The following is a 26,456-nucleotide window of genomic DNA, read 5'->3' as shown; positions in this document are numbered from 1 at the left end:
ACAACTGCGTACCGTGGAATCGCGGACCCCGAAGGGATCCGCGGATCGTCGATCTTACTCGATGATCTTACTCGATGATCTTGGCGACGACGCCGGCGCCGACGGTACGGCCACCTTCGCGGATTGCGAAGCGCAGGCCTTCTTCCATCGCGATCGGAGCGATCAGCTTCACCGTGATCGACACGTTGTCGCCCGGCATCACCATTTCCTTGTCCTTCGGCAGCTCGATCGAGCCCGTCACGTCCGTCGTACGGAAGTAGAACTGCGGACGGTAGTTGTTGAAGAACGGCGTGTGACGGCCGCCTTCGTCCTTGCTCAGCACGTACACTTCAGCCGTGAAGTGCGTGTGCGGCGTGATCGAACCCGGCTTCGCCAGAACCTGGCCACGCTCCACGTCTTCACGCTTCGTGCCGCGCAGCAGGATACCGACGTTGTCGCCTGCCTGACCTTGGTCCAGCAGCTTGCGGAACATTTCAACGCCCGTGCAGGTCGTCTTCACCGTCGGCTTGATACCGACGATTTCGATTTCTTCGCCGACCTTCACGATGCCGCGCTCGACACGACCCGTCACCACCGTACCGCGGCCCGAGATCGAGAACACGTCTTCCACCGGCATCAGGAACGCGCCGTCAACCGCACGCTCCGGCGTCGGGATGTACGTGTCCAGTGCATCTGCCAGGCTCATGATCGCCACTTCGCCCAGCTCGCCCGTGTCGCCTTCCAGCGCCAGCTTCGCCGAACCCTTCACGATCGGCGTGTCGTCGCCCGGGAAGTCGTACTTCGACAGGAGTTCGCGAACTTCCATCTCGACCAGCTCGAGCAGTTCAGCGTCGTCCACCATGTCGCACTTGTTCAGGAACACGATGATGTACGGAACGCCAACCTGACGCGCCAGCAGGATGTGCTCACGCGTTTGCGGCATCGGGCCGTCTGCTGCCGAGCAAACCAGGATCGCGCCGTCCATCTGCGCTGCGCCCGTGATCATGTTCTTCACATAGTCAGCGTGGCCCGGGCAGTCGACGTGGGCGTAGTGGCGGTTAGCCGTTTCGTACTCGACGTGTGCCGTGTTGATCGTGATGCCGCGCGCCTTTTCTTCCGGTGCCGCGTCGATCTGGTCGTAGGCCTTCGCTTCGCCGCCGAACTTCTTCGTCAGCACCGTCGTGATCGCTGCCGTCAGCGTCGTCTTGCCGTGGTCAACGTGACCGATCGTTCCAACGTTGACGTGCGGCTTGGTCCGCTCAAACTTTTCTTTTGCCATGATTCTCTTCTTTCAAAAAATATCGGTTGGTAGCTGCAGATTTACTTCGACTTCGCGCTGATGATCGCTTCAGCAACGTTGCGCGGAGCTTCAGCGTAGTGCTTGAACTCCATCGTGTACGTTGCACGACCTTGCGTCAGCGAACGCAGCGACGTCGAGTAACCGAACATTTCCGACAGCGGCACTTCGGCGCGAACGATCTTGCCGCCGCCAACCATGTCTTCCATGCCCTGGACGATGCCGCGACGACCCGACAGGTCGCCCATGACGTTGCCCATGTAGTCTTCCGGCGTCTCGACTTCGACAGCCATCATCGGCTCGAGGACGACCGGGTTCGCCTTGCGCATCGCTTCCTTGAACGCCATCGAACCGGCCATGCGGAACGCATTTTCGTTCGAGTCAACGTCGTGGTAGGAACCGAACGTCAGGTGAACCTTCACGTCGACGACCGGGAAGCCAGCCAGCACGCCCGACTTCAGCGTGTCCTGGATACCCTTGTCGACCGCCGGGATGTATTCACGCGGAATCACACCACCCTTGATCTCGTCGAAGAACTCGTAGCCCTTGCCCTGCTCGTTCGGCTCGAGCGTGATGACCGCGTGACCGTACTGGCCGCGACCACCCGACTGCTTGACGAACTTGCCGTCGACGTCCTTCGCCGTCGAACGGATCGTTTCGCGGTATGCAACCTGCGGCTTGCCGACGGTCGCTTCCACGCCGAATTCACGCTTCATCCGGTCGACCAGAATTTCGAGGTGGAGCTCGCCCATGCCCGAAATGATGGTCTGGCCCGACTCTTCGTCGGTCTGCACGCGGAACGACGGGTCTTCCTGCGCCAGGCGGTTCAGCGCGAGGCCCATCTTTTCCTGGTCGGCCTTGGTCTTCGGCTCGACAGCCTGCGAAATCACCGGCTCCGGGAACACCATGCGCTCGAGAACGATGGGGTTTGCCGGATCGCACAGCGTGTCGCCCGTGGTCGCTTCCTTCAGGCCGACCGCAGCGGCGATGTCGCCCGCACGGACTTCCTTGATTTCTTCACGCTGGTTCGCGTGCATCTGCAGAATACGGCCGAGGCGCTCCTTCTTGCCCTTGGTCGAGTTCAGCAGCGTGTCGCCCGAATTGACGACGCCCGAGTACACACGGAAGAAGATCAGCTGGCCGACGAACGGGTCGGTCATGATCTTGAACGCGAGCGACGAGAACTTCTCGTCGTCCGACGCCTTGCGCTCCGCTGCTTCGCCGTTTTCGAGCTCGCCCTTGACCGGCGGGATGTCGACCGGCGACGGCAGGAAGTCGATCACGGCGTCGAGCATACGCTGCACGCCCTTGTTCTTGAACGCGGTACCGCACAGCATCGGCTGGATTTCGCACGCGATCGTACGGTCGCGCAGCGCCTTGACGATGTCGGCTTCCGGCAGATCGCCTTCTTCCAGGTACTTGTTCATCAGGTCTTCGTTGGCTTCAGCAGCCACTTCGACCATCTTTTCGCGCCATTCCTTGCAGGTCTCGGCGAGCTCTGCCGGGATGTCGACGTAGTCGAACTTCGTGCCTTGGGACGCTTCGTCCCAAATGATCGCCTTCATCTTGATCAGGTCGACCACGCCCTTGAAGTTTTCTTCCGAGCCGATCGGCACCACGACCGGAACCGGGTTCGCCTTCAGGCGCAGACGGAGCTGGTCGTAGACCTTGAAGAAGTTCGCGCCGGTACGGTCCATCTTGTTGACGAACGCGAGACGGGGAACCTTGTACTTGTTGGCCTGGCGCCACACCGTTTCCGACTGCGGCTGCACGCCGCCCACTGCGCAGTACACCATGCACGCGCCGTCGAGCACGCGCATCGAGCGCTCCACTTCGATCGTGAAGTCGACGTGACCCGGGGTGTCGATGATGTTGATGCGGTGTTCCGGATAGTTGCCGCCCATGCCCTTCCAGAAGGCCGTGGTAGCAGCGGACGTGATCGTGATGCCACGCTCCTGTTCCTGCTCCATCCAGTCCATCGTGGCTGCGCCGTCGTGGACTTCACCGATCTTGTGGTTCACACCGGTGTAAAACAGAATGCGCTCGGTCGTCGTCGTTTTGCCGGCGTCGATGTGAGCGCTAATACCGATATTTCGGTAGCGCTCGATAGGAGTCTTGCGAGCCACTTTGATCCTCTACTGGGATGACATGATGCAGCCCTGCTGCATCATGCTTCAACACAAACGGGCGAGGCGCCTGAAAAGCGCACCCGCCCGGAATTTATTTCCGCTAACAGCCCTGACAGGCGCTTAGAAACGGAAATGCGAGAACGCGCGGTTGGCTTCTGCCATGCGGTGAACTTCGTCGCGCTTCTTCATCGCGCCGCCACGGCCTTCGGCCGCTTCGGAGAGTTCACCTGCCAGGCGCAGAGCCATCGACTTCTCGCTGCGCTTCTTCGCAGCCTCGCGCAGCCAGCGCATCGCCAATGCCATACGACGCGACGGGCGCACTTCGACCGGAACCTGATAGTTGGCACCACCAACGCGGCGGCTCTTCACTTCGACCACCGGCTTCACGTTGTTGAGCGCAACCGTGAACACTTCCAGCGGGTCCTTGCCACCCTTGGTCTGGATTTGTTCGAATGCGCCATAAACGATGCGCTCTGCGACCGACTTCTTGCCGGACAGCATCAGCATGTTCATGAACTTGGCTACATCAACGTTGCCGAACTTCGGATCCGGCAACACTTCCCGCTTGGGGACTTCGCGACGACGCGGCATGATTCTTCCTTTACCTGTTCAGTTGGAGCTGTATCCAGCTCCGCGGCCACCAACAAACCCGATCACATCTTCACGACTAACCAGCTTGGCCGGGTGACCACTTACTCGACAGCACCGGCAATCCGGCACTCCCGCCTTGACCGCCCTGGGGCGATCCCTGATCAAAAACTGCTTACTTGGCAGCCTTTGCACGCTTCGCGCCGTACTTCGAGCGCGCTTGCTTACGGTCCTTGACGCCCTGGGTATCCAGCGAGCCGCGAACCATGTGGTAACGCACACCCGGCAAGTCCTTCACACGGCCGCCGCGGATCAGCACAACCGAGTGTTCCTGCAGGTTGTGGCCTTCACCGCCGATGTACGAAATCACTTCGAAGCCGTTCGTCAGACGAACCTTGGCGACCTTACGGAGTGCCGAGTTCGGCTTCTTCGGCGTCGTCGTGTACACACGGGTGCACACGCCGCGACGCTGGGGGCAGTCCTGCAGGGCCGGGCTCTTGCTCTTCGTCGTTTCCGACTGACGGCCTTTGCGAACCAGTTGGTTGATGGTTGGCATTGTTTATTCCTGAAATTGAACAAAATCTGCACATCGATTTCGGGCAAAGCGAGAATCGACGCACAGTTGACTTCCGACACCGGCACATGGACACGAACGTTGGAACGCGACGCGGCCTGCCGAATACCGGAACCCAACATCATATTCCGGAAATACCAACTAAGTCAACGGCTTGCGTGATTTGCCGGCCCCGCCGGCGGTTTACCAGAAGGGTCTGAACACCTGTGTCATGCCGATTCGACGACGTCGATGATCTCGTCGCCGAACCGTTCGAGCTTGCGCACGCCCATGCCGGGGATATGGCGCAGGTCCTCGATCGTCTCGGGCGCATTGCGCGCGATTTCGGCAAGCGTGGCGTCGTGGAAGATCACGTAGGCCGGCACGCCGTCGGACTTCGCGGTTTCCGCCCGCCACGCACGCAACGCATCCCAGCGGGCCCGCTCGCGCGTGCCCATGCCGGCCGTCGGGTCGACCCGCGTGCCGCTGCGGCTGGACGACTGGCGCGTGCGCTGCGGCTTCACGTAACGACGCAGCGTGACCTTCTCCTCGTTCTTCAGCACCGGCTTCGCGGCCTCGGTCAGCATGAGCGCGCCGAATCCGCCATGGTCGACCGCCAGATAGCCGTATGCGACGAGCTGCCGGAAAATCGCACGCCACTCGGGCTCGGACAGCGACGCGCCGATCCCGAACGTACTGAGCTGATCGTGACCGCGCTGCAGCACCTTCTCGGTGCGGCCGCCGCGCAGGATCTCGATCAGATGGCTCGAGCCGAAATTGAAACCGCTCGCGCGCTGCGCGCGGAACACGCACGACAGCGCCATCTGCGCCTCGCGCGTCGCATCCCACGAATCGGGCGGCTCGAGGCAGGTGTCGCAATTGCCGCACGGCTGGCTCGCCTCGCCGAAGTAGTTCAGCAATCGCACGCGCCGGCACGAGATCGTCTCGCACAGCCCGAGCAGCGCGTCGAGCTTCGACGTCTGGACGCGCTTGTGCGCATCGTCCGCATCGGACTCGTCGATCATCTTGCGCTGCTGGACGACGTCGCCGAGGCCATACGCCATCCACGCGTTCGCCGGCATCCCGTCGCGGCCCGCGCGGCCCGTTTCCTGGTAGTAGCCTTCGACGCTCTTCGGCAAATCGAGGTGCGCGACGAAGCGCACGTCCGGCTTGTCGATGCCCATGCCGAACGCGATGGTCGCGCACATCACGACGCCTTCCTCGCGCTGGAACATTTCCTGGTGCTTCTGCCGCACCTCGAACTCCATCCCCGCGTGATACGGCAGCGCCCGCACGCCCTGCGCCTTCAGCCATTCGGCCGTTTCCTCGACCTTGCGGCGCGACAGGCAGTAGACGACGCCCGCGTCGGTCGTGCCGTCCGCGTTCGTATGCTCCGCGCGGATGAAGTCGAGCAGCTGCGCGCGCGCGTTGTCCTTCTCGACGATCCGGTAACGGATGTTCGGGCGATCGAAGCTCGATACGAACACGCGTGCGTCGTCGAGCGCGAGGCGATGGATGATCTCGTCGCGCGTGATCGCGTCGGCGGTGGCCGTCAGCGCGATACGCGGCACCGACGGGAAGCGCTCGTGCAACACCGACAACTGAATATATTCGGGACGGAAGTCGTGCCCCCACTGCGACACGCAGTGCGCCTCGTCGATCGCGAACAGGCCGATCCTCGCGCGTTCGAGCAGCTCGAGAAAGCGCCCCGTCATCAGCCGCTCGGGCGCGACGTACAGCAGATCGATCTCGCCTTCGCGCAGCGCGCGCTCGGTCGCCGCGGCTTCGGCGCCCGACAGCGTCGAGTTCAGATACGCCGCGCGCACGCCGACTTCGCTGAGCGCGGCGACCTGGTCCTGCATCAGCGCGATCAGCGGCGACACGACGATGCCCGCGCCCTGCCCCGCCTCGCGGCGCAGCAGCGCCGGAATCTGGTAGCACAGCGACTTGCCGCCGCCGGTCGGCATCAGCACGAGGCAATCGCCGCCGCCGGCGACGTGTTCGACGATTTCACCCTGCTGGCCGCGAAACGCGGGATAACCAAATACTTCGTCGAGGATTTCGAGGGCGCGGGACATGAATGAGAACGAGGACGGCGGAACGATGACCGCAATTTTAACAACCCGCTCGCGCAGCGCGCGGCGAATCGTGAAACGTTGGCCCATCGGACAGGGTTCGTGCGCGCGCATGACGGGCCTGCGCAACCGTGCGGCAAGCCCGTCATGAACGTGAACGACGGATAAAAAAAACCGCCCGGCGGACCGGGCGGCTTCGATGACAGCGAATACAGCAACGCAAGGCGGCTCGCGCCGCCCGTGCTTACTCGGCTGCCGGGTGTTGCGGCTCTTCCGCCGGCGTGCTCGGCGTACCGAAGTCGAATGCCTCTTCCGCTGCGATCTGGTCGAAACGCTCGCGGTCGGACATCTCCTTCGCCTTGCGCGCCTTGTGGAACGCGAGACCCGTACCGGCCGGAATCAGACGGCCGACGATCACGTTTTCCTTCAGGCCACGCAGATCGTCGCGCTTGCCCATGATCGCCGCTTCGGTCAGCACGCGGGTCGTTTCCTGGAACGATGCCGCCGAGATGAACGAGTCGGTCGACAGCGACGCCTTCGTGATACCGAGGAGCACGTTGTCGTACGAAGCCGGGCGCTTGTCCTCGGCGATCATGCGATCGTTCTCGTCCAGCATGTCGGAACGCTCGACCTGTTCGCCCGGGATGAAGCGCGTATCACCGTTGTCGGTGATCTGCACACGACGCAGCATCTGGCGAACGATCACCTCGATATGCTTGTCGTTGATCTTCACGCCCTGCAGACGATACACGTCCTGCACTTCGTCGACGATGTAGCGCGACAGCGCCTCGATACCCTGCAGACGCAGGATGTCGTGCGGATCGGCCGGGCCGTCCACGATCATTTCGCCCTTGTTGACGACCTGAGCATCGTGGACCAGCACCTGCTTTTCCTTCGCGATCAGGAACTCGTGCTGATTGCCTTCGAGGTCCGTGATGACGAGACGCTGCTTGCCCTTCGTGTCCTTGCCGAACGACGTCGTACCGGTGACTTCCGCGAGAATGCCGGCATCCTTCGGCGAACGCGCTTCGAACAGTTCCGCCACCCGCGGCAGACCGCCGGTAATGTCACGCGTCTTCTGCGCTTCGGTCGGGATACGTGCGAGCACTTCACCCACCTGCACTTGCTGGCCGTCCTTCACGGTGATCAGCGCGCCGACCTGGAAGCCGATCTGCACCGCGTGTTCCGTGCCCGGGATCTTCACTTCCTCGCCGTTCGCGTCGAGCAGCTTCACCTGCGGACGCACGCTCTTCGAAGCTTGCGAACCGCGACGCTTCACGTCGATCACGACCAGCGTCGACAGGCCGGTCACGTCGTCGATCTGCTTCGCGACGGTCACGCCTTCCTCGACGTTCTCGAACTTCACCGTACCACCGTACTCGGTGATGATCGGACGCGTCATCGGATCCCACGTCGCCAGCTGCGTGCCGGCCTTGATGGCCGCGCCGTCGAGCTGCAGCAGCGTCGCGCCGTACGGGATTTTGTGACGTTCGCGCTCGCGGCCGATATCGTCGGTGATCAGCGCCTCGCCCGAACGCGAAATGACGATCTGCTCGCCCTTCGCGTTGGTGACGTAACGCATCGTGGCCGTGAAGCGCACGATACCGTTGCTCTTCGCTTCGACCGACGACGCCACTGCCGCACGCGATGCCGCACCACCGATGTGGAACGTACGCATCGTCAGCTGCGTGCCCGGTTCGCCGATCGACTGTGCCGCGATCACGCCGACTGCTTCGCCGACGTTCACGAGCGAGCCGCGGCCCAGGTCACGGCCGTAGCAGGCCGCGCACAGACCGTAACGCGTTTCGCAGGTCAGCGGCGTGCGCACGCGCACTTCGTCGATGCCGAGGCGTTCGATTTCCTCGACCGCCGTTTCGTCGAGCAGCGTGCCCGATTCGTACAGCGTTTCCTGCGTTTCCGGGTTCACGACGTCCGCGACCGCGACGCGGCCGAGGATACGGTCGCGCAGTGCCTCGACGACTTCACCGCCTTCGACCAGCGCCTTCATCGCCACGCCGTTCGACGTGCCGCAATCGTCCTCGACCACCACCAGATCCTGCGTGACGTCGACGAGACGACGCGTCAGGTAACCCGAGTTCGCGGTCTTCAGTGCCGTATCAGCCAGACCCTTACGTGCACCGTGGGTCGAGATGAAGTACTGCAACACGTTCAGGCCTTCGCGGAAGTTCGCGGTAATCGGCGTCTCGATAATCGAGCCGTCCGGCTTCGCCATCAGGCCTCGCATACCGGCCAGCTGACGAATCTGCACCGCCGAACCCCGGGCGCCCGAGTCGGCCATCATGTAGATCGAGTTGAACGACTCCTGGCGCGTCTCGTTGCCGTCGCGGTCCGTCACCGGCTCCGTCGACAGCTGCTCCATCATCGCCTTGCCGACCGCTTCCGACGTTGCCGACCAGATGTCGACCACGTTGTTGTAGCGTTCCTGCGCGGTGACGAGACCCGACATGTACTGGCGGTCGTACTCCTTCACCTTCTTCGCGGCGTCGCCGACGATCGTTTCCTTCTGCGGCGGCACGAGCATGTCGTCCACGCAGATCGAAATGCCGGCACGCGTCGCGAGACGGAAACCCGACTGCATCAGCTGGTCGGCGAACACGACCGTCGCACGCAGACCGCACTTGCGGAATGCGGTGTTGATCAGGCGCGAGATTTCCTTCTTCTTCAGCGGCTTGTTCAGCACCGAGAACGGCAGGCCGTGCGGCAGGATCTCCGACAGGATCGCGCGACCGACGGTCGTCGCGTACAGCGAGATCTTCGGCACGAATTGCGGCGCGCCTTCCGACGTGTCCTCGTTGCGAACCATTTCGGTGATCCGAACGTTGACGCGCGACGCGAGCTCGACTTCCTTGTTCTCGTACGCGCGGATCACTTCCGACACGCCGGTGAACGACAGGCCTTCGCCCTTCGCGTTGATCGCTTCGCGGGTCGCGTAGTACAGACCCAGCACGATATCCTGCGACGGCACGATCGACGGATCGCCGTTGGCCGGGAACAGCACGTTGTTCGACGCCAGCATCAGCGTACGCGCTTCCATCTGCGCTTCGAGCGACAGCGGCACGTGAACGGCCATCTGGTCACCGTCGAAGTCGGCGTTGAACGCCGCGCAGACGAGCGGGTGCAGCTGGATCGCCTTGCCTTCGATCAGCACGGGTTCGAACGCCTGGATACCGAGACGGTGCAGCGTCGGCGCACGGTTCAGCATCACCGGGTGCTCGCGGATCACCTCTTCGAGGATGTCCCACACCACCGGCGTCTGGTTCTCGACTTCCTTCTTCGCAGCCTTGATGGTCGTCGCGACGCCCATCACTTCCAGCTTGTTGAAGATGAACGGCTTGAACAGTTCGAGCGCCATCAGCTTCGGCAGACCGCACTGGTGCAGCTTCAGCGTCGGGCCGACCACGATGACCGAACGGCCCGAGTAGTCGACGCGCTTGCCCAGCAGGTTCTGACGGAAACGACCGCCCTTACCCTTGATCATGTCGGCGAGCGACTTCAGCGGACGCTTGTTCGCGCCCGTCATCGCCTTGCCGCGACGACCGTTGTCGAGCAGCGAGTCGACGGCTTCCTGCAGCATCCGCTTTTCGTTGCGGACGATGATTTCAGGCGCCTTCAGCTCGAGCAGACGCTTCAACCGGTTGTTACGGTTGATCACGCGGCGATACAGGTCGTTCAGGTCCGACGTCGCGAAACGGCCGCCGTCCAGCGGCACGAGCGGACGCAGTTCCGGCGGCAGCACCGGCAGCACTTCGAGGATCATCCACTCGGGCTTGATGCCCGAGCGCTGGAATGCCTCGAGGACCTTCAGGCGCTTCGCGTACTTCTTGATCTTCGCTTCCGAGCCGGTGTTCTTCAGCTCGGTGCGCAGCGTCTCGACCTGCTCGTCGATGTTGATCGCGCGCAGCAGTTCACGCACGCCTTCCGCGCCCATCTCGGCACGGAATTCGTCGCCGTATTCCTCGACCTTGTTGTAGTAATCCTCTTCGGTCATGATCTGCCGCGCCTTCAGCGGCGTCATGCCCGGTTCGATCACCACGTACGCTTCGAAATACAGCACGCGTTCGATGTCGCGCAGCGTCATGTCGAGCACCATGCCCAGACGCGACGGCAGCGACTTCAGGAACCAGATGTGCGCGACCGGCGAGGCCAGCTCGATGTGGCCCATGCGTTCGCGACGCACCTTCGCCAGCGTCACTTCGACGCCGCACTTCTCGCAGATCACGCCGCGGTGCTTCAGACGCTTGTACTTGCCGCACAGGCACTCGTAGTCCTTGATCGGCCCGAAGATCTTCGCGCAGAACAGACCATCGCGTTCCGGCTTGAACGTGCGGTAGTTGATGGTCTCTGGCTTCTTCACTTCGCCGAACGACCACGAACGGATCTTGTCCGGCGAGGCCAGACCGATCTTGATCGCGTCGAAAACTTCTTCCTGTTGGACTTGCTTGAATAGATCGAGCAGAGCTTTCATTGCCTTCTCTCCGTAGTCCGATTAATTGCGGTCGAGATCGATATCGATACCGAGCGAGCGGATTTCCTTCACGAGCACGTTGAAGGATTCCGGCATGCCTGCATCGATGACATGATCGCCCTTGACCAGGTTCTCATAGACCTTGGTCCGGCCGTTCACGTCGTCCGACTTCACCGTCAGCATTTCCTGCAGCACGTAGGACGCGCCGTACGCTTCGAGTGCCCACACTTCCATTTCACCGAAACGCTGGCCACCGAACTGCGCCTTACCACCCAGCGGCTGCTGCGTGACGAGCGAGTACGGGCCCGTCGAACGCGCGTGCATCTTGTCGTCGACCAAGTGGTGCAGCTTCAGGTAGTGCATGTAGCCAAGCGTCACGCGACGTTCGAACATTTCACCCGTGCGGCCGTCGTACAGACGGACCTGGTTCTTCGACGGGTTCATGCCGAGCTGCTCGGCGATGTCGTCCGGGAACGCGAGGTCGAGCATCTTGCCCATTTCTTCCTCGGTCGCACCGTCGAACACCGGCGTCGCGAACGGCACGCCTTCGCGCAGGTTCTTCGCGAGTTCGAGGATCTCGTCGTCGGTGAAGCTTTCCAGATCTTCCTTGCGGCCCGAGTCGTTGTAGATCTTCGTCAGGAATGCGCGCATTTCCTCGATCTTCGCCTGACGCTGCAGCATTTCGCCGATACGCCAGCCGAGGCCCTTCGCGGCCCAGCCGAGGTGCACTTCCAGAACCTGACCCACGTTCATCCGCGACGGCACGCCGAGCGGGTTCAGCACGACGTCGGCCGGACGGCCGTCGGCCATGTACGGCATGTCTTCGATCGGGACGATCTTCGACACGACACCCTTGTTACCGTGACGGCCTGCCATCTTGTCGCCAGGCTGCAGACGACGCTTCACCGCGAGGTACACCTTGACCATCTTCAGCACGCCCGGCGGCAGTTCGTCGCCTTGCGTGAGCTTCTTGCGCTTCTCTTCGAACGCGAGGTCGAACTGGTGACGCTTTTCCTCGATCGAGTTCTTGATCGCTTCGAGCTGCGCCGCTGCTTCGTCGTCCGCGAGGCGGATGTCGAACCAGTGGTAGTGGTCGAGGTCTTCCAGGTAAGCCTGGTCGATCTTCGTGCCCTTCGCGAGCTTCTTCGGACCGCCGTTCGCGACCTTGCCCACGAGCATGCGCGCGAGACGCTGGAACGCGTCGCCTTCCACGATGCGCAGCTGGTCGTTCAGGTCGAGACGGTAGCGCTTCAGTTCGTCGTCGATGATCTGTTGCGCACGCTTGTCGCGCTGGATGCCTTCACGCGTGAACACCTGGACGTCGATCACGGTGCCGCTCATGCCCGACGGCACGCGCAGCGACGTGTCCTTCACGTCCGATGCCTTCTCGCCGAAGATCGCGCGCAGCAGCTTCTCTTCCGGCGTCAGCTGGGTCTCGCCCTTCGGCGTGACCTTGCCGACCAGCACGTCGCCCGCTTCGACTTCCGCACCGATGTATACGATGCCCGATTCGTCGAGACGGCCGAGCTGGACTTCCGCCAGGTTCGAGATGTCGCGCGTGATTTCTTCCGGCCCGAGCTTCGTGTCGCGTGCAACGACGTTCAGCTCTTCGATGTGGATCGACGTGTAGCGATCGTCGGCGACCACCTTCTCCGAGATCAGGATCGAATCCTCGAAGTTGTAGCCGTTCCACGGCATGAACGCGATCAGCATGTTCTGGCCGAGCGCGAGCTCGCCCAGGTCCGTCGAGGCGCCGTCGGCCAGCACGTCGCCGCGCGAGACCTTGTCGCCCATCTTCACGATCGGACGCTGGTTGATGTTCGTGTTCTGGTTCGAACGCGTGTACTTGATCAGGTTGTAGATGTCGACACCGACTTCACCCGCGACGGCTTCGTCGTCGTTCACGCGAATCACGATACGGCCTGCGTCGACATAGTCGACGACGCCGCCGCGGAACGCCTGAACCGTCGTGCCCGAGTCGACCGCGCAGGTGCGCTCGATGCCCGTACCGACGACCGGCTTCTCCGGACGCAGACACGGCACGGCCTGACGCTGCATGTTCGAGCCCATCAGTGCACGGTTCGCATCGTCGTGCTCGAGGAACGGGATCAGCGAGGCTGCAACCGACACGATCTGCGACGGCGCGACGTCCATGTACTGGATACGGTCCGGCGTGACCATCATCGTTTCGCCGGCTTCACGCGACGACACGAGTTCGTCGACCAGCTGGCCGTTCTCGTCGATCGCGGCGTTCGCCTGGGCGATCATGTAGCGGCCTTCCTCGATCGCCGACAGGTAGTCGATCTGGTCGGTCACCTTGCTGTCCACGACCTTGCGGTACGGCGTCTCGAGGAAGCCGTACTCGTTCAGGTGCGCGTACAGTGCGAGCGAGTTGATCAGGCCGATGTTCGGACCTTCCGGCGTTTCGATCGGGCACACGCGGCCATAGTGGGTCGGGTGCACGTCACGAACTTCGAAGCCTGCGCGTTCGCGCGTCAGACCGCCCGGGCCCAGTGCGGAAACACGGCGCTTGTGCGTGATTTCCGACAGCGGGTTGGTCTGGTCCATGAACTGCGACAGCTGCGACGAACCGAAGAACTCGCGGATCGCCGACGAAATCGGCTTCGAGTTGATCAGGTCGTGCGGCATCAGGTTTTCGCTTTCGGCCTGGCCGAGGCGTTCCTTGACCGCGCGCTCGACACGCACGAGACCCGCGCGGAACTGGTTTTCCGCCAGTTCGCCGACACAACGCACGCGGCGGTTGCCGAGGTGGTCGATGTCGTCCACTTCGCCCTTGCCGTTGCGCAGTTCGACGAGGATCTTGATCGTCGCGAGGATGTCGTCGTCCTGCAGCGTCATCGGGCCGGTGATCTCGTCACGGCCGACGCGGCGGTTGAACTTCATGCGGCCGACCTTCGACAGGTCGTACGCTTCTTCGCTGTAGAACAGACGGTTGAACAGCGCCTCGACCGCTTCTTCGGTCGGCGGCTCGCCCGGACGCATCATGCGGTAGATCGCAATGCGTGCGGCCGTCTTGTCGGTCGTTTCGTCGACACGCAGCGTCGACGAGATGTACGGACCCTGGTCCAGATCGTTCGTGTAGAGCGTCTGGATTTCCTTGATGCCCGCTTCGCGCAGCTTCTCGAGCACGCTTTCCGTGACTTCGTCGTTCGCGCTCGCGATCACTTCGCCGGTGTCGCCGTCGACGACGTTCTTCGCCAGCACGCGGCCGAGCAGATAGTCTTCCGGCACCGAGATGAACTTGGTCTTCGCGGCTTCGAGGTCGCGAATGTGCTTCGCGTTGATCCGCTTGTCCTTCTGGACGATGACCTTGCCGTCGCGATCCGTGATGTCGAAGCGCGCGACTTCACCACGCAGGCGCTCGGGCACGAACTCGAGTTGCGCGCCTTCGTCCATCAGCGTGAAGTTGTCGAACACGAAGAAGTTCGCGAGGATCTGTTCCGGCGTGAGGCCGATGGCCTTCAGCAGGATCGTGACCGGCATCTTGCGGCGACGGTCGACGCGGAAGTACAGGATGTCCTTCGGATCGAATTCGAAGTCGAGCCACGAGCCGCGGTACGGAATGATCCGTGCCGAGAACAGCAGCTTGCCCGAGCTGTGCGTCTTGCCCTTGTCGTGTTCGAAGAACACGCCCGGCGAACGGTGCAGCTGCGAGACGATGACACGCTCGGTGCCGTTGATGACGAACGAGCCCGTCGGCGTCATGAGCGGAATTTCGCCCATGTACACTTCCTGCTCCTTCACTTCCTTGACGACCGGCTTGTTCGGCGATTCCTTGTCGAGGATGACGAGGCGGACCTTCGCGCGCAGCGCGGAGCAGTACGTCAGGCCCCGCTGCTGGCATTCCTTGATGTTGAATGCCGGCGAGGACAGCGCATAGCTCACGAACTCGAGGCGCGCGAAACCGTTGTGCGAAACAATGGGAAATACCGATGTGAAGGCGGCCTGCAAACCTTCAGGCTTGCGTTGCGTGCCCGGCACATCGGCTTGCAGAAACGTGCTGAATGATTCAAGCTGGGTGGCCAGCAAGAACGGAACTTGGTGAACGATGGGGCGCTTCGCGAAACTCTTGCGAATGCGCTTCTTCTCGGTGAAGGAATATTGCATACGATCTCCGAATCACGGCGGGTGCTGTCGAGGCGGGATACCTGGACGTTTCTAACCCGAGTGTTCACCGACTGAGACCCGATGGCCGCCCGATGGCTTGAACGAGCCGAGAAGCTTGGTGGTTGGCCGCTACCAACCGCTGGCTGACGGCAGCGGATGCCTGTGTTGCCCGCTACCCGACCAAACTTGCCTTCTGCAGTCGCTTCAGAAGACAAAGAGAAACGCCAATCGTGACCATTGACAACGATTCGGCGGTTTTCTTTGGCTTCTGGGGCCGATTATTCGGGCTCCCAAAAGAGTGCCAGAATAACGTCCCCACAAAGCACAAAAAGGCCGGCGGTGAAAATACCGCCAGCCTTCGCACAGCGCGTCGAAACTTACTTGACTTCGACCTTCGCGCCCGCGTCTTCCAGCTTCTTCTTGGCTTCGTCAGCAGCAGCCTTGTCGACGCCTTCCTTGACAGCCTTCGGTGCGCCGTCAACGACGTCCTTCGCTTCCTTCAGGCCCAGGCCCGTCAGTTCGCGAACTGCCTTGATGACTGCAACCTTGTTGCTGCCTGCTTCAGTCAGGACGACCGTGAATTCGGTCTTCTCTTCTGCAGCAGCAGCAGCGCCGCCGCCTGCCGGGCCAGCGACTGCCACTGCAGCTGCCGACACGCCAAACTTCTCTTCGAACGCCTTGACCAGTTCGTTCAGTTCCAGAACGGTCATCCCTTCGACTGCTGCCAGGATGTCTTCTTTTGCGATTGCCATTTGAAATACTCCTAAATTGAATTCGGATACAGCCAGCGATCAGTGACGCTGATGCATGTTCGCTTACGCAGCTTCTGCTTGCTTCTTCTCGGCCAGCGCGGCGAGAGCACGCGCGAAGCCCGAAACAGGCGATTGCATAACGAACAGCAGCTTCGAGAGCAGTTCTTCACGGCTCGGGATGCTTGCCAGCGCTTGCACGCCAGCTTTGTCCATCACCTTGCCATCGAACGAACCAGCCTTGATGACCAACTTGTCATTGCTCTTGCTGAAGTCGTTGACGACCTTAGCAGCGGCAATTGCATCTTCAGAGATGCCGTAGATCAACGGACCAGTCATCTGCTCTGCCAGCGGAGCAAACGGCGTACCTTCAACAGCGCGACGCGCCAGCGTGTTCTTCAACACGCGCAGGTACACCTGCTTCTCACGCGCTTGCGCGCGCAGCTTGGTCAGATCGCCAACCGCAATTCCACGATACTCAGCCAGCACAACGGTCTGGGCCTTCGCGACTTGCGCGGCAACCTCAGCGACGACGGCTTGCTTGTCTTCTCTATTAAGCGGCACGGTTAGCCTCCAGAAACGATACGTTCGGTGCGGCCGGCATGGCCGAACCTCACGCACCTCGTTCAACAACGGCGTCCGACCTCGTTAGGAGTATTTCCACCTCACGCCGTGAATCGCTTCACGACCTGCGGCTTCACCACTGCAAAACTTTTTCGGGTTCGCCATCTGCGTTGGCTTGAATTAAGGGATCGCCTGCCTGCTGCGCCCCACCAACGGTCTTTGATAACCGGTTGCCCGCCCTACTGCACGAACAACCGCCCAAAGCCCATGTAGGCCGCTTCGCGAACGAAACGGCCCGAATACTTGCTTACTGTGCTGCCAGCGTAGCCTGGTCGACACGCAGGCCGACGCCCATCGTGCTCGACAGTGCGACCTTGCGCAGGTAGACACCCTTGCTCGTTGCCGGCTTCGCCTTCTGCAGCGCTTCGATCAGCGCCGACAGGTTCGAGCGCAGTGCTGCAGCTTCGAACGATGCACGGCCGATGGTCGCGTGGATGATACCGGCCTTGTCGACACGGAATTGCACCTGACCAGCCTTCGCGTTCTTGACTGCCGTCGCGACGTCCGGCGTAACCGTGCCGACCTTCGGGTTCGGCATCAGGCCGCGCGGGCCGAGGATCTGACCGAGCGTACCGACGATACGCATCGTGTCCGGCGAAGCGATCACGATGTCGAAGTCCATCTGGCCAGCCTTGATCTGCTCAGCCAGGTCTTCCATACCGACGATTTCCGCGCCAGCTGCACGTGCTTGCTCGGCCTTCTCGCCTTGCGCGAACACGGCAACGCGAACCGACTTGCCCGTACCTGCCGGCAGAACGACCGAACCACGAACGACCTGGTCCGACTTCTTCGCATCGATGCCGAGCTGGACTGCGACGTCGATCGATTCGTCGAACTTCGCGCTCGCGCATTCCTTCACGAGTGCCAGTGCGTCTTCGATCGCGTACAGCTTCTGACGGTCGACCTTGGCGGCAAATGCCTGACGGCGCTTGGAGATCTTAGCCATTTACACGCCCTCCACAGTGATGCCCATCGAGCGTGCGCTACCAGCGATGGTGCGAACGGCTGCGTCCAGATCAGCTGCCGTAAGATCCGGCATCTTGGTCTTCGCGATTTCTTCGGCTTGAGCGCGCGTGATCGAACCGACCTTGTCGGTGTGCGGCTTGCTCGAGCCCTTGTCCACCTTCGCCGCCTTCTTGATCAGGACGGTCGCCGGCGGCGTCTTCATCACGAACGTGAAGCTCTTGTCAGCGAATGCCGTGATGACCACCGGCACCGGCAGACCCGGCTCCATACCTTGAGTCTGCGCGTTGAACGCCTTGCAGAACTCCATGATGTTCAGGCCGCGCTGGCCCAGTGCCGGACCGACCGGCGGCGACGGGTTGGCTTTACCTGCAGGAATCTGCAGCTTGATAAAGCCGACAATCTTCTTTGCCATTTGTAAACCTCGTTGGAACGCCAGACGGCGTTCGGTGAGTAATAACGCGCGTTCGCCGCTGGCTACTGACGCTCCTCAACGGCCATAACGCGGGCCGTAAGCGCGAAGGTGGGCAGCCAAGGCTGCCCACCGAATCGGGATCAAACTTTTTCGACCTGACCGAACTCGAGTTCGACCGGGGTGGAGCGGCCAAAGATGGTGACCGACACACGCACGCGCGATTTTTCGTAGTTGACTTCTTCGACCGTGCCGTTGAAGTCCGTGAACGGGCCTTCCTTGACACGCACCATCTCGCCAACTTCGAACAGGGTCTTCGGGCGCGGCTTCTCGACGCCTTCCTGCATCTGCGACATGATCTTTTCGACTTCCTTCGGGGAAATCGGAGTCGGGCGGTTACGCGCACCGCCGACGAAACCGGTGACCTTCGCCGTATTCTTCACGAGGTGCCACGTTTCGTCCGTCATTTCCATTTCCACCAACACGTAGCCGGGGAAAAAACGACGCTCGGTCACTGCCTTGTGGCCGCCTTTGACTTCGACCACTTCTTCGGTCGGAACCAGGATCTGGCCGAATTTGTCCTGCATGCCAGCACGTTCGATGCGCTCTTGAAGCGCGCGCTGCACGCTCTTCTCCATACCGGAGTAGGCGTGCACGACGTACCAACGCTTTCCGCTCGGGGATGCCGGAGTATCGCTCATATCATTTCCATCCCAGAATCGCCGAGAAAATCACCCACTCGATCGATTTGTCGCTCAACCAGAGAAAAATCGCCATCACGAGCACGAAGCCGAACACGACGAGCGTGGTTTGCGTTGCTTCCTTGCGGGTCGGCCAAACGACCTTGCGGACTTCCTTGTACGAATCCTTGGCAAACGCGATCAGGCCCTTGCCGGGCGCGGACATCAGACCGACGGCCACGCCGGCGATGATACCTACCGCCAATGCGGCACCGCGGACATACCACTGCTGGTTGGCCAGCCAGAAGAAGCCCACGAATCCGGCCAAGACCAACAATACGCCCAGGGCCAGCATCAGCTTATCGCCGGAGGTATTTACAGTTTCGACGGATGGATTCGCCATAACACCTTAAAACAAATGCCACGTGGGACCACGTGGCGATTTTTGGCAGGGGCAGAGGGAATCGAACCCCCAACCTTCGGTTTTGGAGACCGACGCTCTGCCAGTTGAGCTATACCCCTAAACCATGTTGGGGCCGGCTGCTGCCAGCCCCAAAACTGTCGATCAACGAATAACTGGCTTACTCGATGATCTTGGCGACGACGCCGGCGCCGACGGTGCGGCCACCTTCGCGGATTGCGAAGCGCAGACCTTCTTCCATCGCGATCGGAGCGATCAGCTTCACCGTGATCGACACGTTGTCGCCCGGCATCACCATTTCCTTGTCCTTCGGCAGCTCGATCGAGCCCGTCACGTCCGTCGTACGGAAGTAGAACTGCGGACGGTAGTTGTTGAAGAACGGCGTGTGACGGCCGCCTTCGTCCTTGCTCAGCACGTACACTTCAGCCGTGAAGTGCGTGTGCGGCGTGATCGAACCCGGCTTCGCCAGAACCTGGCCACGCTCCACGTCTTCACGCTTCGTGCCGCGCAGCAGGATACCGACGTTGTCGCCTGCCTGACCTTGGTCCAGCAGCTTGCGGAACATTTCAACGCCCGTGCAGGTCGTCTTCACCGTCGGCTTGATACCGACGATTTCGATTTCTTCGCCGACCTTCACGATGCCGCGCTCGACACGACCCGTCACCACCGTACCGCGGCCCGAGATCGAGAACACGTCTTCCACCGGCATCAGGAACGCGCCGTCAACCGCACGCTCCGGCGTCGGGATGTACGTGTCCAGTGCATCTGCCAGGCTCATGATCGCCACTTCGCCCAGCTCGCCCGTGTCGCCTTCCAGCGCCAGCTTCGCCGAACCCTTCACGATCGGCGTGTCGTCGCCCGGGAAGTCGTACTTCGACAGGAGTTCGCGAACTTCCATCTCGACCAGCTCGAGCAGTTCAGCGTCGTCCACCATGTCGCACTTGTTCAGGAACACGATGATGTACGGAACGCCAACCTGACGCGCCAGCAGGATGTGCTCACGCGTTTGCGGCATCGGGCCGTCTGCTGCCGAGCAAACCAGGATCGCGCCGTCCATCTGCGCTGCGCCCGTGATCATGTTCTTCACATAGTCAGCGTGGCCCGGGCAGTCGACGTGTGCGTAGTGGCGGTTAGCCGTTTCGTACTCGACGTGTGCCGTGTTGATCGTGATGCCGCGCGCCTTTTCTTCCGGTGCCGCGTCGATCTGGTCGTAAGCCTTCGCTTCGCCGCCGAACTTCTTCGTCAGCACCGTCGTGATCGCTGCCGTCAGCGTCGTCTTGCCGTGGTCAACGTGACCGATCGTTCCAACGTTGACGTGCGGCTTGGTCCGCTCAAACTTTTCCTTGGCCATTTTCAACTCCCGAAAGGAATTTCACATGTTGCGCCGCGCGCAAACAGACACTGACTTTTAACTGCTGGTGCCCATGGGCAGGATCGAACTGCCGACCTCTCCCTTACCAAGGGAGTGCTCTACCACTGAGCCACATGGGCGGTATTACGCTTCAACTGCACGAACTGGAGCGGGTGAAGGGAATCGAACCCTCGTCGTAAGCTTGGAAGGCTTCTGCTCTACCATTGAGCTACACCCGCACGGGCCACTAACGATTCCCTACCGCTCTTTGCGCTGATGTTCTGGTGGAGGAGGTTGGATTCGAACCAACGTAGGCGTAAGCCAACAGATTTACAGTCTGCCCCCTTTAGCCACTCGGGCACCCCTCCGTAGAGAACTGACGATTATGGGGGTGCATCGCACTCTTGTCAAGCACATCCGGAAGATTATTTTCACTCTCTTCCAGCGCGCTGAGCGATTCACCCGACACCACGCTCGCCCGGCTAAGGCAAGCACGAGAGGATCGCCACACGGCGCCCACATCCTCGTCAGACTCCGCCTTCAGCTTCGATTTGCATCTTCGCTGAAAACGAAAGACCGCCATCATACGGCCTCCCGCTCATAATGCCAAGCGGGTAGATGAAAAAAATCCGCAATTTCCATGCCGGGTGGATTTGCGAGGCGTCCGGAGAGGGCTCGGGGGCGGGCGAAGTTGGGTATCAGGAACGCAGGAACGCGCCCCGACGTAACGCCTGGCATGGGACGGCCGATGTCTCTGTAGTGGTTGTCGGTACACCAACGCTGAAGCCGGATTCGGAGAAAAGGGGCTCCCCTCCTTGTCGACGCCCCCGCGGCCCATCTAACCGTCAGGAAAGGGCCATTCGGTCGGCGCCCTCTCACACCTCAGACAGAAAGCCACGCGTTGTTCAGCAGCACAATCAAGCCGATTCCGTACCCTCTCGCGCCGTATGGGAAATCCTTTCTTGTTGCCCGCGCGTCGCTCCTCGCAGCTACCTCGGCCCATGCGGGGGAACTCCAATACGCGGTGCCGTGCAGAGAGGATCGCGGCAATCCGGTAGCAGTCGTTTTCCGAGAGCCATGCCTCAAGCGCGGGGAAAGCACGGTGGCCGTCGCGGAGGGTGACACGTTAAAGCCGACCATCGACGCCGGATGTGCGATCAGGGCCGGGAACGGGATGACGCGCGAGCGCTCAGCCCAGCGCACTTGATCGAGTCTCGAGGCGCCCGGGGCGCGTATGCGCACGCGCGATGGAACGCATGCGCGCGACGGCCCGGGACGCCGCCTTTCCAGTCGGCGCCGCGGATGCCGCTGCACGCGCTGCGGCTCGCGAACCGGGCGCCTCGAGACTCGATCAAGTGCGCTGGGCTGAGGAACGACGCGTTCAATCTACCGTATCGCGGCGCGCAGCGACCATCACGCCTCCCAGCGCGAGGCCGACAGCGCGGCCGGCTTCGATATCCCGCAGCTGCTGATACGCGACGATCTGCGCACGCATGCGTGGCCGCCACACCGGCTGCGCGATCGGGGGCGTCTCGGCGGCCGTGCGGCAGCGCAACCCACGCTGCGCGGCGCCTAATGCAAGCCGACCAACATGAGCGCCTGGTCGGCACATCGCAGTGAAGCCGCGCTTTGCAACTACATTCGACGTATCGATACGATGCACGCCGTGTTTAGTTGAGCGCGGATAGTGTCTGTTTCGGCGGCACCGGCTATTCGCTTGGCGAAGAAATCCATGTCCTCCGAGACGGGCAGCCGGTTCTCATCAAAAGCAACAGCGCGCGCTCTGACGAAATCGGACCGGTCGACCAAATTTTTGTCTCCGTGTCGTCTCGACGTCGGCGAAAGGCGTGGCGACAATTTCGCTCGGCACTTTGCGCCGAGAAGCATGGCCTTGCAGGTACGTTCCACCCACACGGGCGTCACGGATTTGCCGCCAGACGCATCGGTCGCGCGCCGAATCCCAGAACGGCATCACCGATATTGAGCGGAGATAGCCGAAATACGCATGCCGATGGGCCGCGATAATGGCTCACCACGGCGTGACGAGTCGGCGAGTCGTGCAATGCGCTCGAGGCGGCAAACAACGGGAGAAAAGCCAGGAAACGAGATCATTCCGGACATGAAGCAACCACCACTGACAGCCAGACGAATGACGAACGCTTCGCCTTGCACAAGGGCGATCGGCGGGGTTTTTCGATGGCCGATCGTTCGAATGATGGAAGCCGGCGAGGAGCTCAATGGTGAGCGGTAACAAGAACCTAGCCTGACGTCGTCAGATCAAACCCAACGATTCGGCATCGCTCCATTTCCGCGCCGCGCGCGGCGCAAGCTCACTGTCGTGGCCGCGAAGATAGCGACGATACGGATGCGACCTGTGCGAGGATCCTGCCCGGCCAGCTCGCCTGCACGTCGGCGCCAAGGGCCCCACCTCGCTGTCATCGCTTTTTCGCCACGCCAATGCAAAAACCCCCGCCTTTCGGGCGGGGGTTTCTGGCTTAGGGAGCCTGACGATTACCTACTTTCACACGGGAATCCGCACTATCATCGGCGTAGAGTCGTTTCACGGTCCTGTTCGGGATGGGAAGGGGTGGGACCGACTCGCTATGGTCATCAGGCAAAGAGGGTTGTCGCGCTGCTTCGCAACGCGACCAATCTGGGAAGAAGCAGTAATTTTGAGTTGTGTGTATCACACACGAGAATCCAACTTGTCGCTTGGGATCGCGGCCAGTGCTTGCGCACGGCGCCGATCTACAAGGCAGACTTGTTATAGGATCAAGCCTTACGGGCAATTAGTATCAGTTAGCTGAACGCATTACTGCGCTTACACACCTGACCTATCAACGTCCTGGTCTCGAACGACCCTTCAAGGGGATCTAGTCCCCAGGGATATCTCATCTTAAGGCGAGTTTCCCGCTTAGATGCTTTCAGCGGTTATCTCTTCCGAACATAGCTACCCGGCGATGCCACTGGCGTGACAACCGGTACACCAGAGGTTCGTCCACTCCGGTCCTCTCGTACTAGGAGCAGCCCCCTTCAAATATCCAACGCCCACGGCAGATAGGGACCAAACTGTCTCACGACGTTTTAAACCCAGCTCACGTACCTCTTTAAATGGCGAACAGCCATACCCTTGGGACCGGCTACAGCCCCAGGATGAGATGAGCCGACATCGAGGTGCCAAACACCGCCGTCGATATGAACTCTTGGGCGGTATCAGCCTGTTATCCCCAGAGTACCTTTTATCCGTTGAGCGATGGCCCTTCCATACAGAACCACCGGATCACTATGACCTGCTTTCGCACCTGCTCGACTTGTCGGTCTCGCAGTTAAGCACGCTTATGCCATTGCACTATCAGCACGATTTCCGACCGTACCTAGCGTACCTTCGTACTCCTCCGTTACGCTTTGGGAGGAGACCGCCCCAGTCAAACTGCCTACCATGCACTGTCCCCGACCCGGATCACGGGCCAAGGTTAGAACCTCAAACAAACCAGGGTGGTATTTCAAGGACGGCTCCACCGAAACTAGCGTTCCGGTTTCATAGCCTCCCACCTATCCTACACAGATCGGTTCAAAGTCCAATGCAAAGCTACAGTAAAGGTTCATGGGGTCTTTCCGTCTAGCCGCGGGTAGATTGCATCATCACAAACACTTCAACTTCGCTGAGTCTCGGGAGGAGACAGTGTGGCCATCGTTACGCCATTCGTGCAGGTCGGAACTTACCCGACAAGGAATTTCGCTACCTTAGGACCGTTATAGTTACGGCCGCCGTTTACCGGGACTTCAATCAAGAGCTTGCACCCCATCATTTAATCTTCCGGCACCGGGCAGGCGTCACACCCTATACGTCCACTTTCGTGTTTGCAGAGTGCTGTGTTTTTATTAAACAGTCGCAGCCACCAGTTTATTGCAACCCCTTCACCCTCTGCGCGCAGGCGCATCAAGCTACAAGGGCGTACCTTATCCCGAAGTTACGGTACCAATTTGCCGAGTTCCTTCTCCCGAGTTCTCTCAAGCGCCTTAGAATACTCATCTCGCCCACCTGTGTCGGTTTGCGGTACGGTCATCGTTAGACTGAAGCTTAGAGGCTTTTCTTGGAACCACTTCCAATTGCTTCGCTCCCGAGGGAGCTCGCGCCACACCCTTGAATTGCGCACCCGGATTTGCCTAAGTGCCTTCTCCAATGCAGCGACCGGGACTTCCAACACCCGGACAACCTTCCGCGATCCGTCCCCCCATCGCATCTAACAATGGTGCAGGAATATTGACCTGCTTCCCATCAGCTACGCATTTCTGCCTCGCCTTAGGGGCCGACTCACCCTACGCCGATGAACGTTGCGTAGGAAACCTTGGGCTTACGGCGAGGGGGCCTTTCACCCCCTTTATCGCTACTCATGTCAGCATTCGCACTTCCGATACCTCCAGCACGCTTTTCAACGCACCTTCGCAGGCTTACGGAACGCTCTCCTACCATGCGTGCAAAGCACGCATCCGCAGCTTCGGTATATAGCTTAGCCCCGTTACATCTTCCGCGCAGGACGACTCGATCAGTGAGCTATTACGCTTTCTTTAAAGGGTGGCTGCTTCTAAGCCAACCTCCTGACTGTTTTAGCCTTCCCACTTCGTTTCCCACTTAGCTATATTTGGGGACCTTAGCTGGCGGTCTGGGTTGTTTCCCTCTTGACACCGGACGTTAGCACCCGATGTCTGTCTCCCGTGATTGCACTCTTCGGTATTCGGAGTTTGCTATGGCGGGGTAATCTGCAATAGACCCCCCAACCATGACAGTGCTCTACCCCCGAAGGTGAGACACGAGGCACTACCTAAATAGTTTTCGGAGAGAACCAGCTATTTCCAAGTTTGTTTAGCCTTTCACCCCTATCCACAGCTCATCCCCTAACTTTTCAACGTTAGTGGGTTCGGACCTCCAGTACGTGTTACCGCACCTTCATCCTGGCCATGGATAGATCACTTGGTTTCGGGTCTACGCCCAGCAACTGAACGCCCTATTCGGACTCGCTTTCGCTACGCCTGCCCTATACGGTTAAGCTTGCTACTGAACGTAAGTCGCTGACCCATTATACAAAAGGTACGCCGTCACCCCTTACGAGGCTCCGACTGTTTGTATGCATGCGGTTTCAGGATCTATTTCACTCCCCTCCCGGGGTTCTTTTCGCCTTTCCCTCACGGTACTGGTTCACTATCGGTCGATCACGAGTATTTAGCCTTGGAGGATGGTCCCCCCATCTTCAGACAGGATTTCACGTGTCCCGCCCTACTTGTCGTACACCTAGTTCTTTCATACTGTTTTCGCCTACAGGGCTATCACCTGCTATGGCCGCACTTTCCAGAGCGTTCGGCTAACAATACAAATAAAGAGTACAAGGCTCATCCCATTTCGCTCGCCACTACTTTGGGAATCTCGGTTGATTTCTTTTCCTGCGGTTACTTAGATGTTTCAGTTCACCGCGTTCGCTTCGCATGGCCTATGTATTCAGCCATGGATACTCCAAAAGGAGTGGGTTTCCCCATTCGGACATCTACGGATCAAAGCTCGTTTGCCAGCTCCCCGTAGCTTTTCGCAGGCTACCGCGTCCTTCATCGCCTGTGATCGCCAAGGCATCCACCACATGCACTTGTTCGCTTGACCCTATAACGAGTCTGTCTCATCTTTCGACGCGACAGTCGCTACAGGTTGAGTTCTCGCGTTGTGCCGTATTCCAATTGAGTCGAACATAGAGTTCGAATCATCTTGAGATACATCGATACAATCACAACCCGGATAACTTTCACGTCCATCTCAAGACGCTTCCGCTATCCAAATTACTTACTTCTTCCAGATTGTTAAAGAACGACAGCCGATATCTGTTGATATCACTCTGACTGGCTCAATCGCCAATGACAAAGATTCGACGACGTCGAACGCTTGTCATTGAGGATTGGTGGAGGCAGACGGGATCGAACCGACGACCCCCTGCTTGCAAAGCAGGTGCTCTCCCAGCTGAGCTATGCCCCCATGAG

14 protein-coding genes, 5 tRNA genes and 2 rRNA genes are annotated in these 26,456 nt (G+C 60.5%); all 21 read right to left on the bottom strand.

Translation table 11 applies throughout. From position 1 onward, the window contains the following. Positions 1-67: 67 nt before the first annotated feature. The 21 genes from tuf (FFI87_RS01485) to FFI87_RS01370 all read right to left on the bottom strand — a co-directional run bounded on the left by tuf (FFI87_RS01485) (position 68) and on the right by FFI87_RS01370 (position 26,451). Complete coding sequence (tuf, locus tag FFI87_RS01485) at positions 68-1,258, bottom strand: elongation factor Tu (RefSeq protein ID WP_006482910.1); 1,191 nt, start codon at positions 1,256-1,258, stop codon at positions 68-70. Between the two features lie 41 nt (positions 1,259-1,299). Further along, the gene (gene fusA / locus FFI87_RS01480) at positions 1,300-3,402 is read right to left on the bottom strand and encodes an elongation factor G (RefSeq protein WP_006753598.1); all 2,103 of its coding nucleotides are present in this window, start codon (positions 3,400-3,402) and stop codon (positions 1,300-1,302) included. A 123-nt stretch (positions 3,403-3,525) separates the two neighbouring features. Then, positions 3,526-3,996 (bottom strand): 30S ribosomal protein S7, encoded by a 471-nt coding sequence (gene rpsG, locus FFI87_RS01475; RefSeq protein ID WP_006477195.1) that lies wholly within the window; start codon positions 3,994-3,996, stop codon positions 3,526-3,528. A 172-nt stretch (positions 3,997-4,168) separates the two neighbouring features. Next, positions 4,169-4,549, bottom strand: a complete 381-nt coding sequence (gene rpsL, locus FFI87_RS01470) for a 30S ribosomal protein S12 (protein WP_006400662.1) — start codon at positions 4,547-4,549, stop codon at positions 4,169-4,171. Between the two features lie 227 nt (positions 4,550-4,776). Continuing rightward, positions 4,777-6,624, bottom strand: coding sequence for a DNA helicase RecQ (recQ, locus tag FFI87_RS01460; protein WP_138848362.1), 1,848 nt, complete (start codon positions 6,622-6,624; stop codon positions 4,777-4,779). 241 nt (positions 6,625-6,865) lie between these two features. Then, on the bottom strand, positions 6,866-11,107 hold the full coding sequence (gene rpoC / locus FFI87_RS01455; protein WP_006753596.1) for a DNA-directed RNA polymerase subunit beta': 4,242 nt from the start codon (positions 11,105-11,107) through the stop codon (positions 6,866-6,868). Between the two features lie 21 nt (positions 11,108-11,128). After that, positions 11,129-15,235: a DNA-directed RNA polymerase subunit beta gene (gene rpoB / locus FFI87_RS01450; protein WP_012362891.1), complete on the bottom strand. Its 4,107-nt coding sequence runs from the start codon at positions 15,233-15,235 to the stop codon at positions 11,129-11,131. A gap of 377 nt (positions 15,236-15,612) precedes the next feature. After that, complete coding sequence (gene rplL / locus FFI87_RS01445; RefSeq protein WP_006759674.1) at positions 15,613-15,987, bottom strand: 50S ribosomal protein L7/L12; 375 nt, start codon at positions 15,985-15,987, stop codon at positions 15,613-15,615. Between the two features lie 63 nt (positions 15,988-16,050). Then, positions 16,051-16,548, bottom strand: a complete 498-nt coding sequence (gene rplJ, locus FFI87_RS01440; RefSeq protein WP_012362890.1) for a 50S ribosomal protein L10 — start codon at positions 16,546-16,548, stop codon at positions 16,051-16,053. A gap of 307 nt (positions 16,549-16,855) precedes the next feature. Beyond that, entirely contained in the window at positions 16,856-17,554 is a 699-nt protein-coding gene (gene rplA, locus FFI87_RS01435) for a 50S ribosomal protein L1 (RefSeq protein ID WP_006759673.1), read from the bottom strand. Beyond that, positions 17,555-17,986 (bottom strand): 50S ribosomal protein L11, encoded by a 432-nt coding sequence (rplK, locus tag FFI87_RS01430; RefSeq protein WP_006753591.1) that lies wholly within the window; start codon positions 17,984-17,986, stop codon positions 17,555-17,557. It abuts the gene before it with no gap. Positions 17,987-18,126: 140 nt separating this feature from the next. Next, positions 18,127-18,684, bottom strand: a complete 558-nt coding sequence (gene nusG / locus FFI87_RS01425) for a transcription termination/antitermination protein NusG (RefSeq protein WP_006400672.1) — start codon at positions 18,682-18,684, stop codon at positions 18,127-18,129. A 1-nt stretch (position 18,685) separates the two neighbouring features. Further along, positions 18,686-19,066, bottom strand: a complete 381-nt coding sequence (secE, locus tag FFI87_RS01420; protein WP_006753590.1) for a preprotein translocase subunit SecE — start codon at positions 19,064-19,066, stop codon at positions 18,686-18,688. A gap of 43 nt (positions 19,067-19,109) precedes the next feature. Beyond that, a tRNA-Trp gene (locus FFI87_RS01415) sits at positions 19,110-19,185 on the bottom strand. Between the two features lie 59 nt (positions 19,186-19,244). Next, positions 19,245-20,435: an elongation factor Tu gene (gene tuf, locus FFI87_RS01410; RefSeq protein WP_006482910.1), complete on the bottom strand. Its 1,191-nt coding sequence runs from the start codon at positions 20,433-20,435 to the stop codon at positions 19,245-19,247. A gap of 65 nt (positions 20,436-20,500) precedes the next feature. Further along, positions 20,501-20,575 (bottom strand) — tRNA-Thr (locus FFI87_RS01405). 25 nt (positions 20,576-20,600) lie between these two features. Next, positions 20,601-20,674, bottom strand: a tRNA-Gly gene (locus tag FFI87_RS01400). A 43-nt stretch (positions 20,675-20,717) separates the two neighbouring features. After that, a tRNA-Tyr gene (locus FFI87_RS01395) sits at positions 20,718-20,803 on the bottom strand. Between the two features lie 2,134 nt (positions 20,804-22,937). Next, positions 22,938-23,050 (bottom strand): 5S ribosomal RNA (gene rrf / locus FFI87_RS01385). Positions 23,051-23,203: 153 nt separating this feature from the next. Then, positions 23,204-26,085: ribosomal RNA gene (locus FFI87_RS01380) — 23S ribosomal RNA — on the bottom strand. Positions 26,086-26,375: 290 nt separating this feature from the next. Next, a tRNA-Ala gene (locus tag FFI87_RS01370) sits at positions 26,376-26,451 on the bottom strand. Positions 26,452-26,456: the final 5 nt, after the last annotated feature.

This window comes from Burkholderia sp. KBS0801 (assembly GCF_005937855.2).
Classification (GTDB): domain Bacteria; phylum Pseudomonadota; class Gammaproteobacteria; order Burkholderiales; family Burkholderiaceae; genus Burkholderia; species Burkholderia ambifaria.
This window is presented reverse-complemented; position numbering and strand designations above follow the sequence as displayed.

Excerpts from the sequence above, each read along its gene's own strand:
- tuf (WP_006482910.1), bottom strand. The coding sequence starts at position 1,258 with ATGGCAAAAGAAAAGTTTGAGCGGACCAAGCCGCACGTCAACGTTGGA.
- rpsG (WP_006477195.1), bottom strand. The coding sequence starts at position 3,996 with ATGCCGCGTCGTCGCGAAGTCCCCAAGCGGGAAGTGTTGCCGGATCCG.
- rpsL (WP_006400662.1), bottom strand. The coding sequence starts at position 4,549 with ATGCCAACCATCAACCAACTGGTTCGCAAAGGCCGTCAGTCGGAAACG.
- recQ (WP_138848362.1), bottom strand. The coding sequence starts at position 6,624 with ATGTCCCGCGCCCTCGAAATCCTCGACGAAGTATTTGGTTATCCCGCG.
- rpoC (WP_006753596.1), bottom strand. The coding sequence starts at position 11,107 with ATGAAAGCTCTGCTCGATCTATTCAAGCAAGTCCAACAGGAAGAAGTT.
- rpoB (WP_012362891.1), bottom strand. The coding sequence starts at position 15,235 with ATGCAATATTCCTTCACCGAGAAGAAGCGCATTCGCAAGAGTTTCGCG.
- rplL (WP_006759674.1), bottom strand. The coding sequence starts at position 15,987 with ATGGCAATCGCAAAAGAAGACATCCTGGCAGCAGTCGAAGGGATGACC.
- rplA (WP_006759673.1), bottom strand. The coding sequence starts at position 17,554 with ATGGCTAAGATCTCCAAGCGCCGTCAGGCATTTGCCGCCAAGGTCGAC.
- rplK (WP_006753591.1), bottom strand. The coding sequence starts at position 17,986 with ATGGCAAAGAAGATTGTCGGCTTTATCAAGCTGCAGATTCCTGCAGGT.
- nusG (WP_006400672.1), bottom strand. The coding sequence starts at position 18,684 with ATGAGCGATACTCCGGCATCCCCGAGCGGAAAGCGTTGGTACGTCGTG.
- secE (WP_006753590.1), bottom strand. The coding sequence starts at position 19,066 with ATGGCGAATCCATCCGTCGAAACTGTAAATACCTCCGGCGATAAGCTG.
- tuf (WP_006482910.1), bottom strand. The coding sequence starts at position 20,435 with ATGGCCAAGGAAAAGTTTGAGCGGACCAAGCCGCACGTCAACGTTGGA.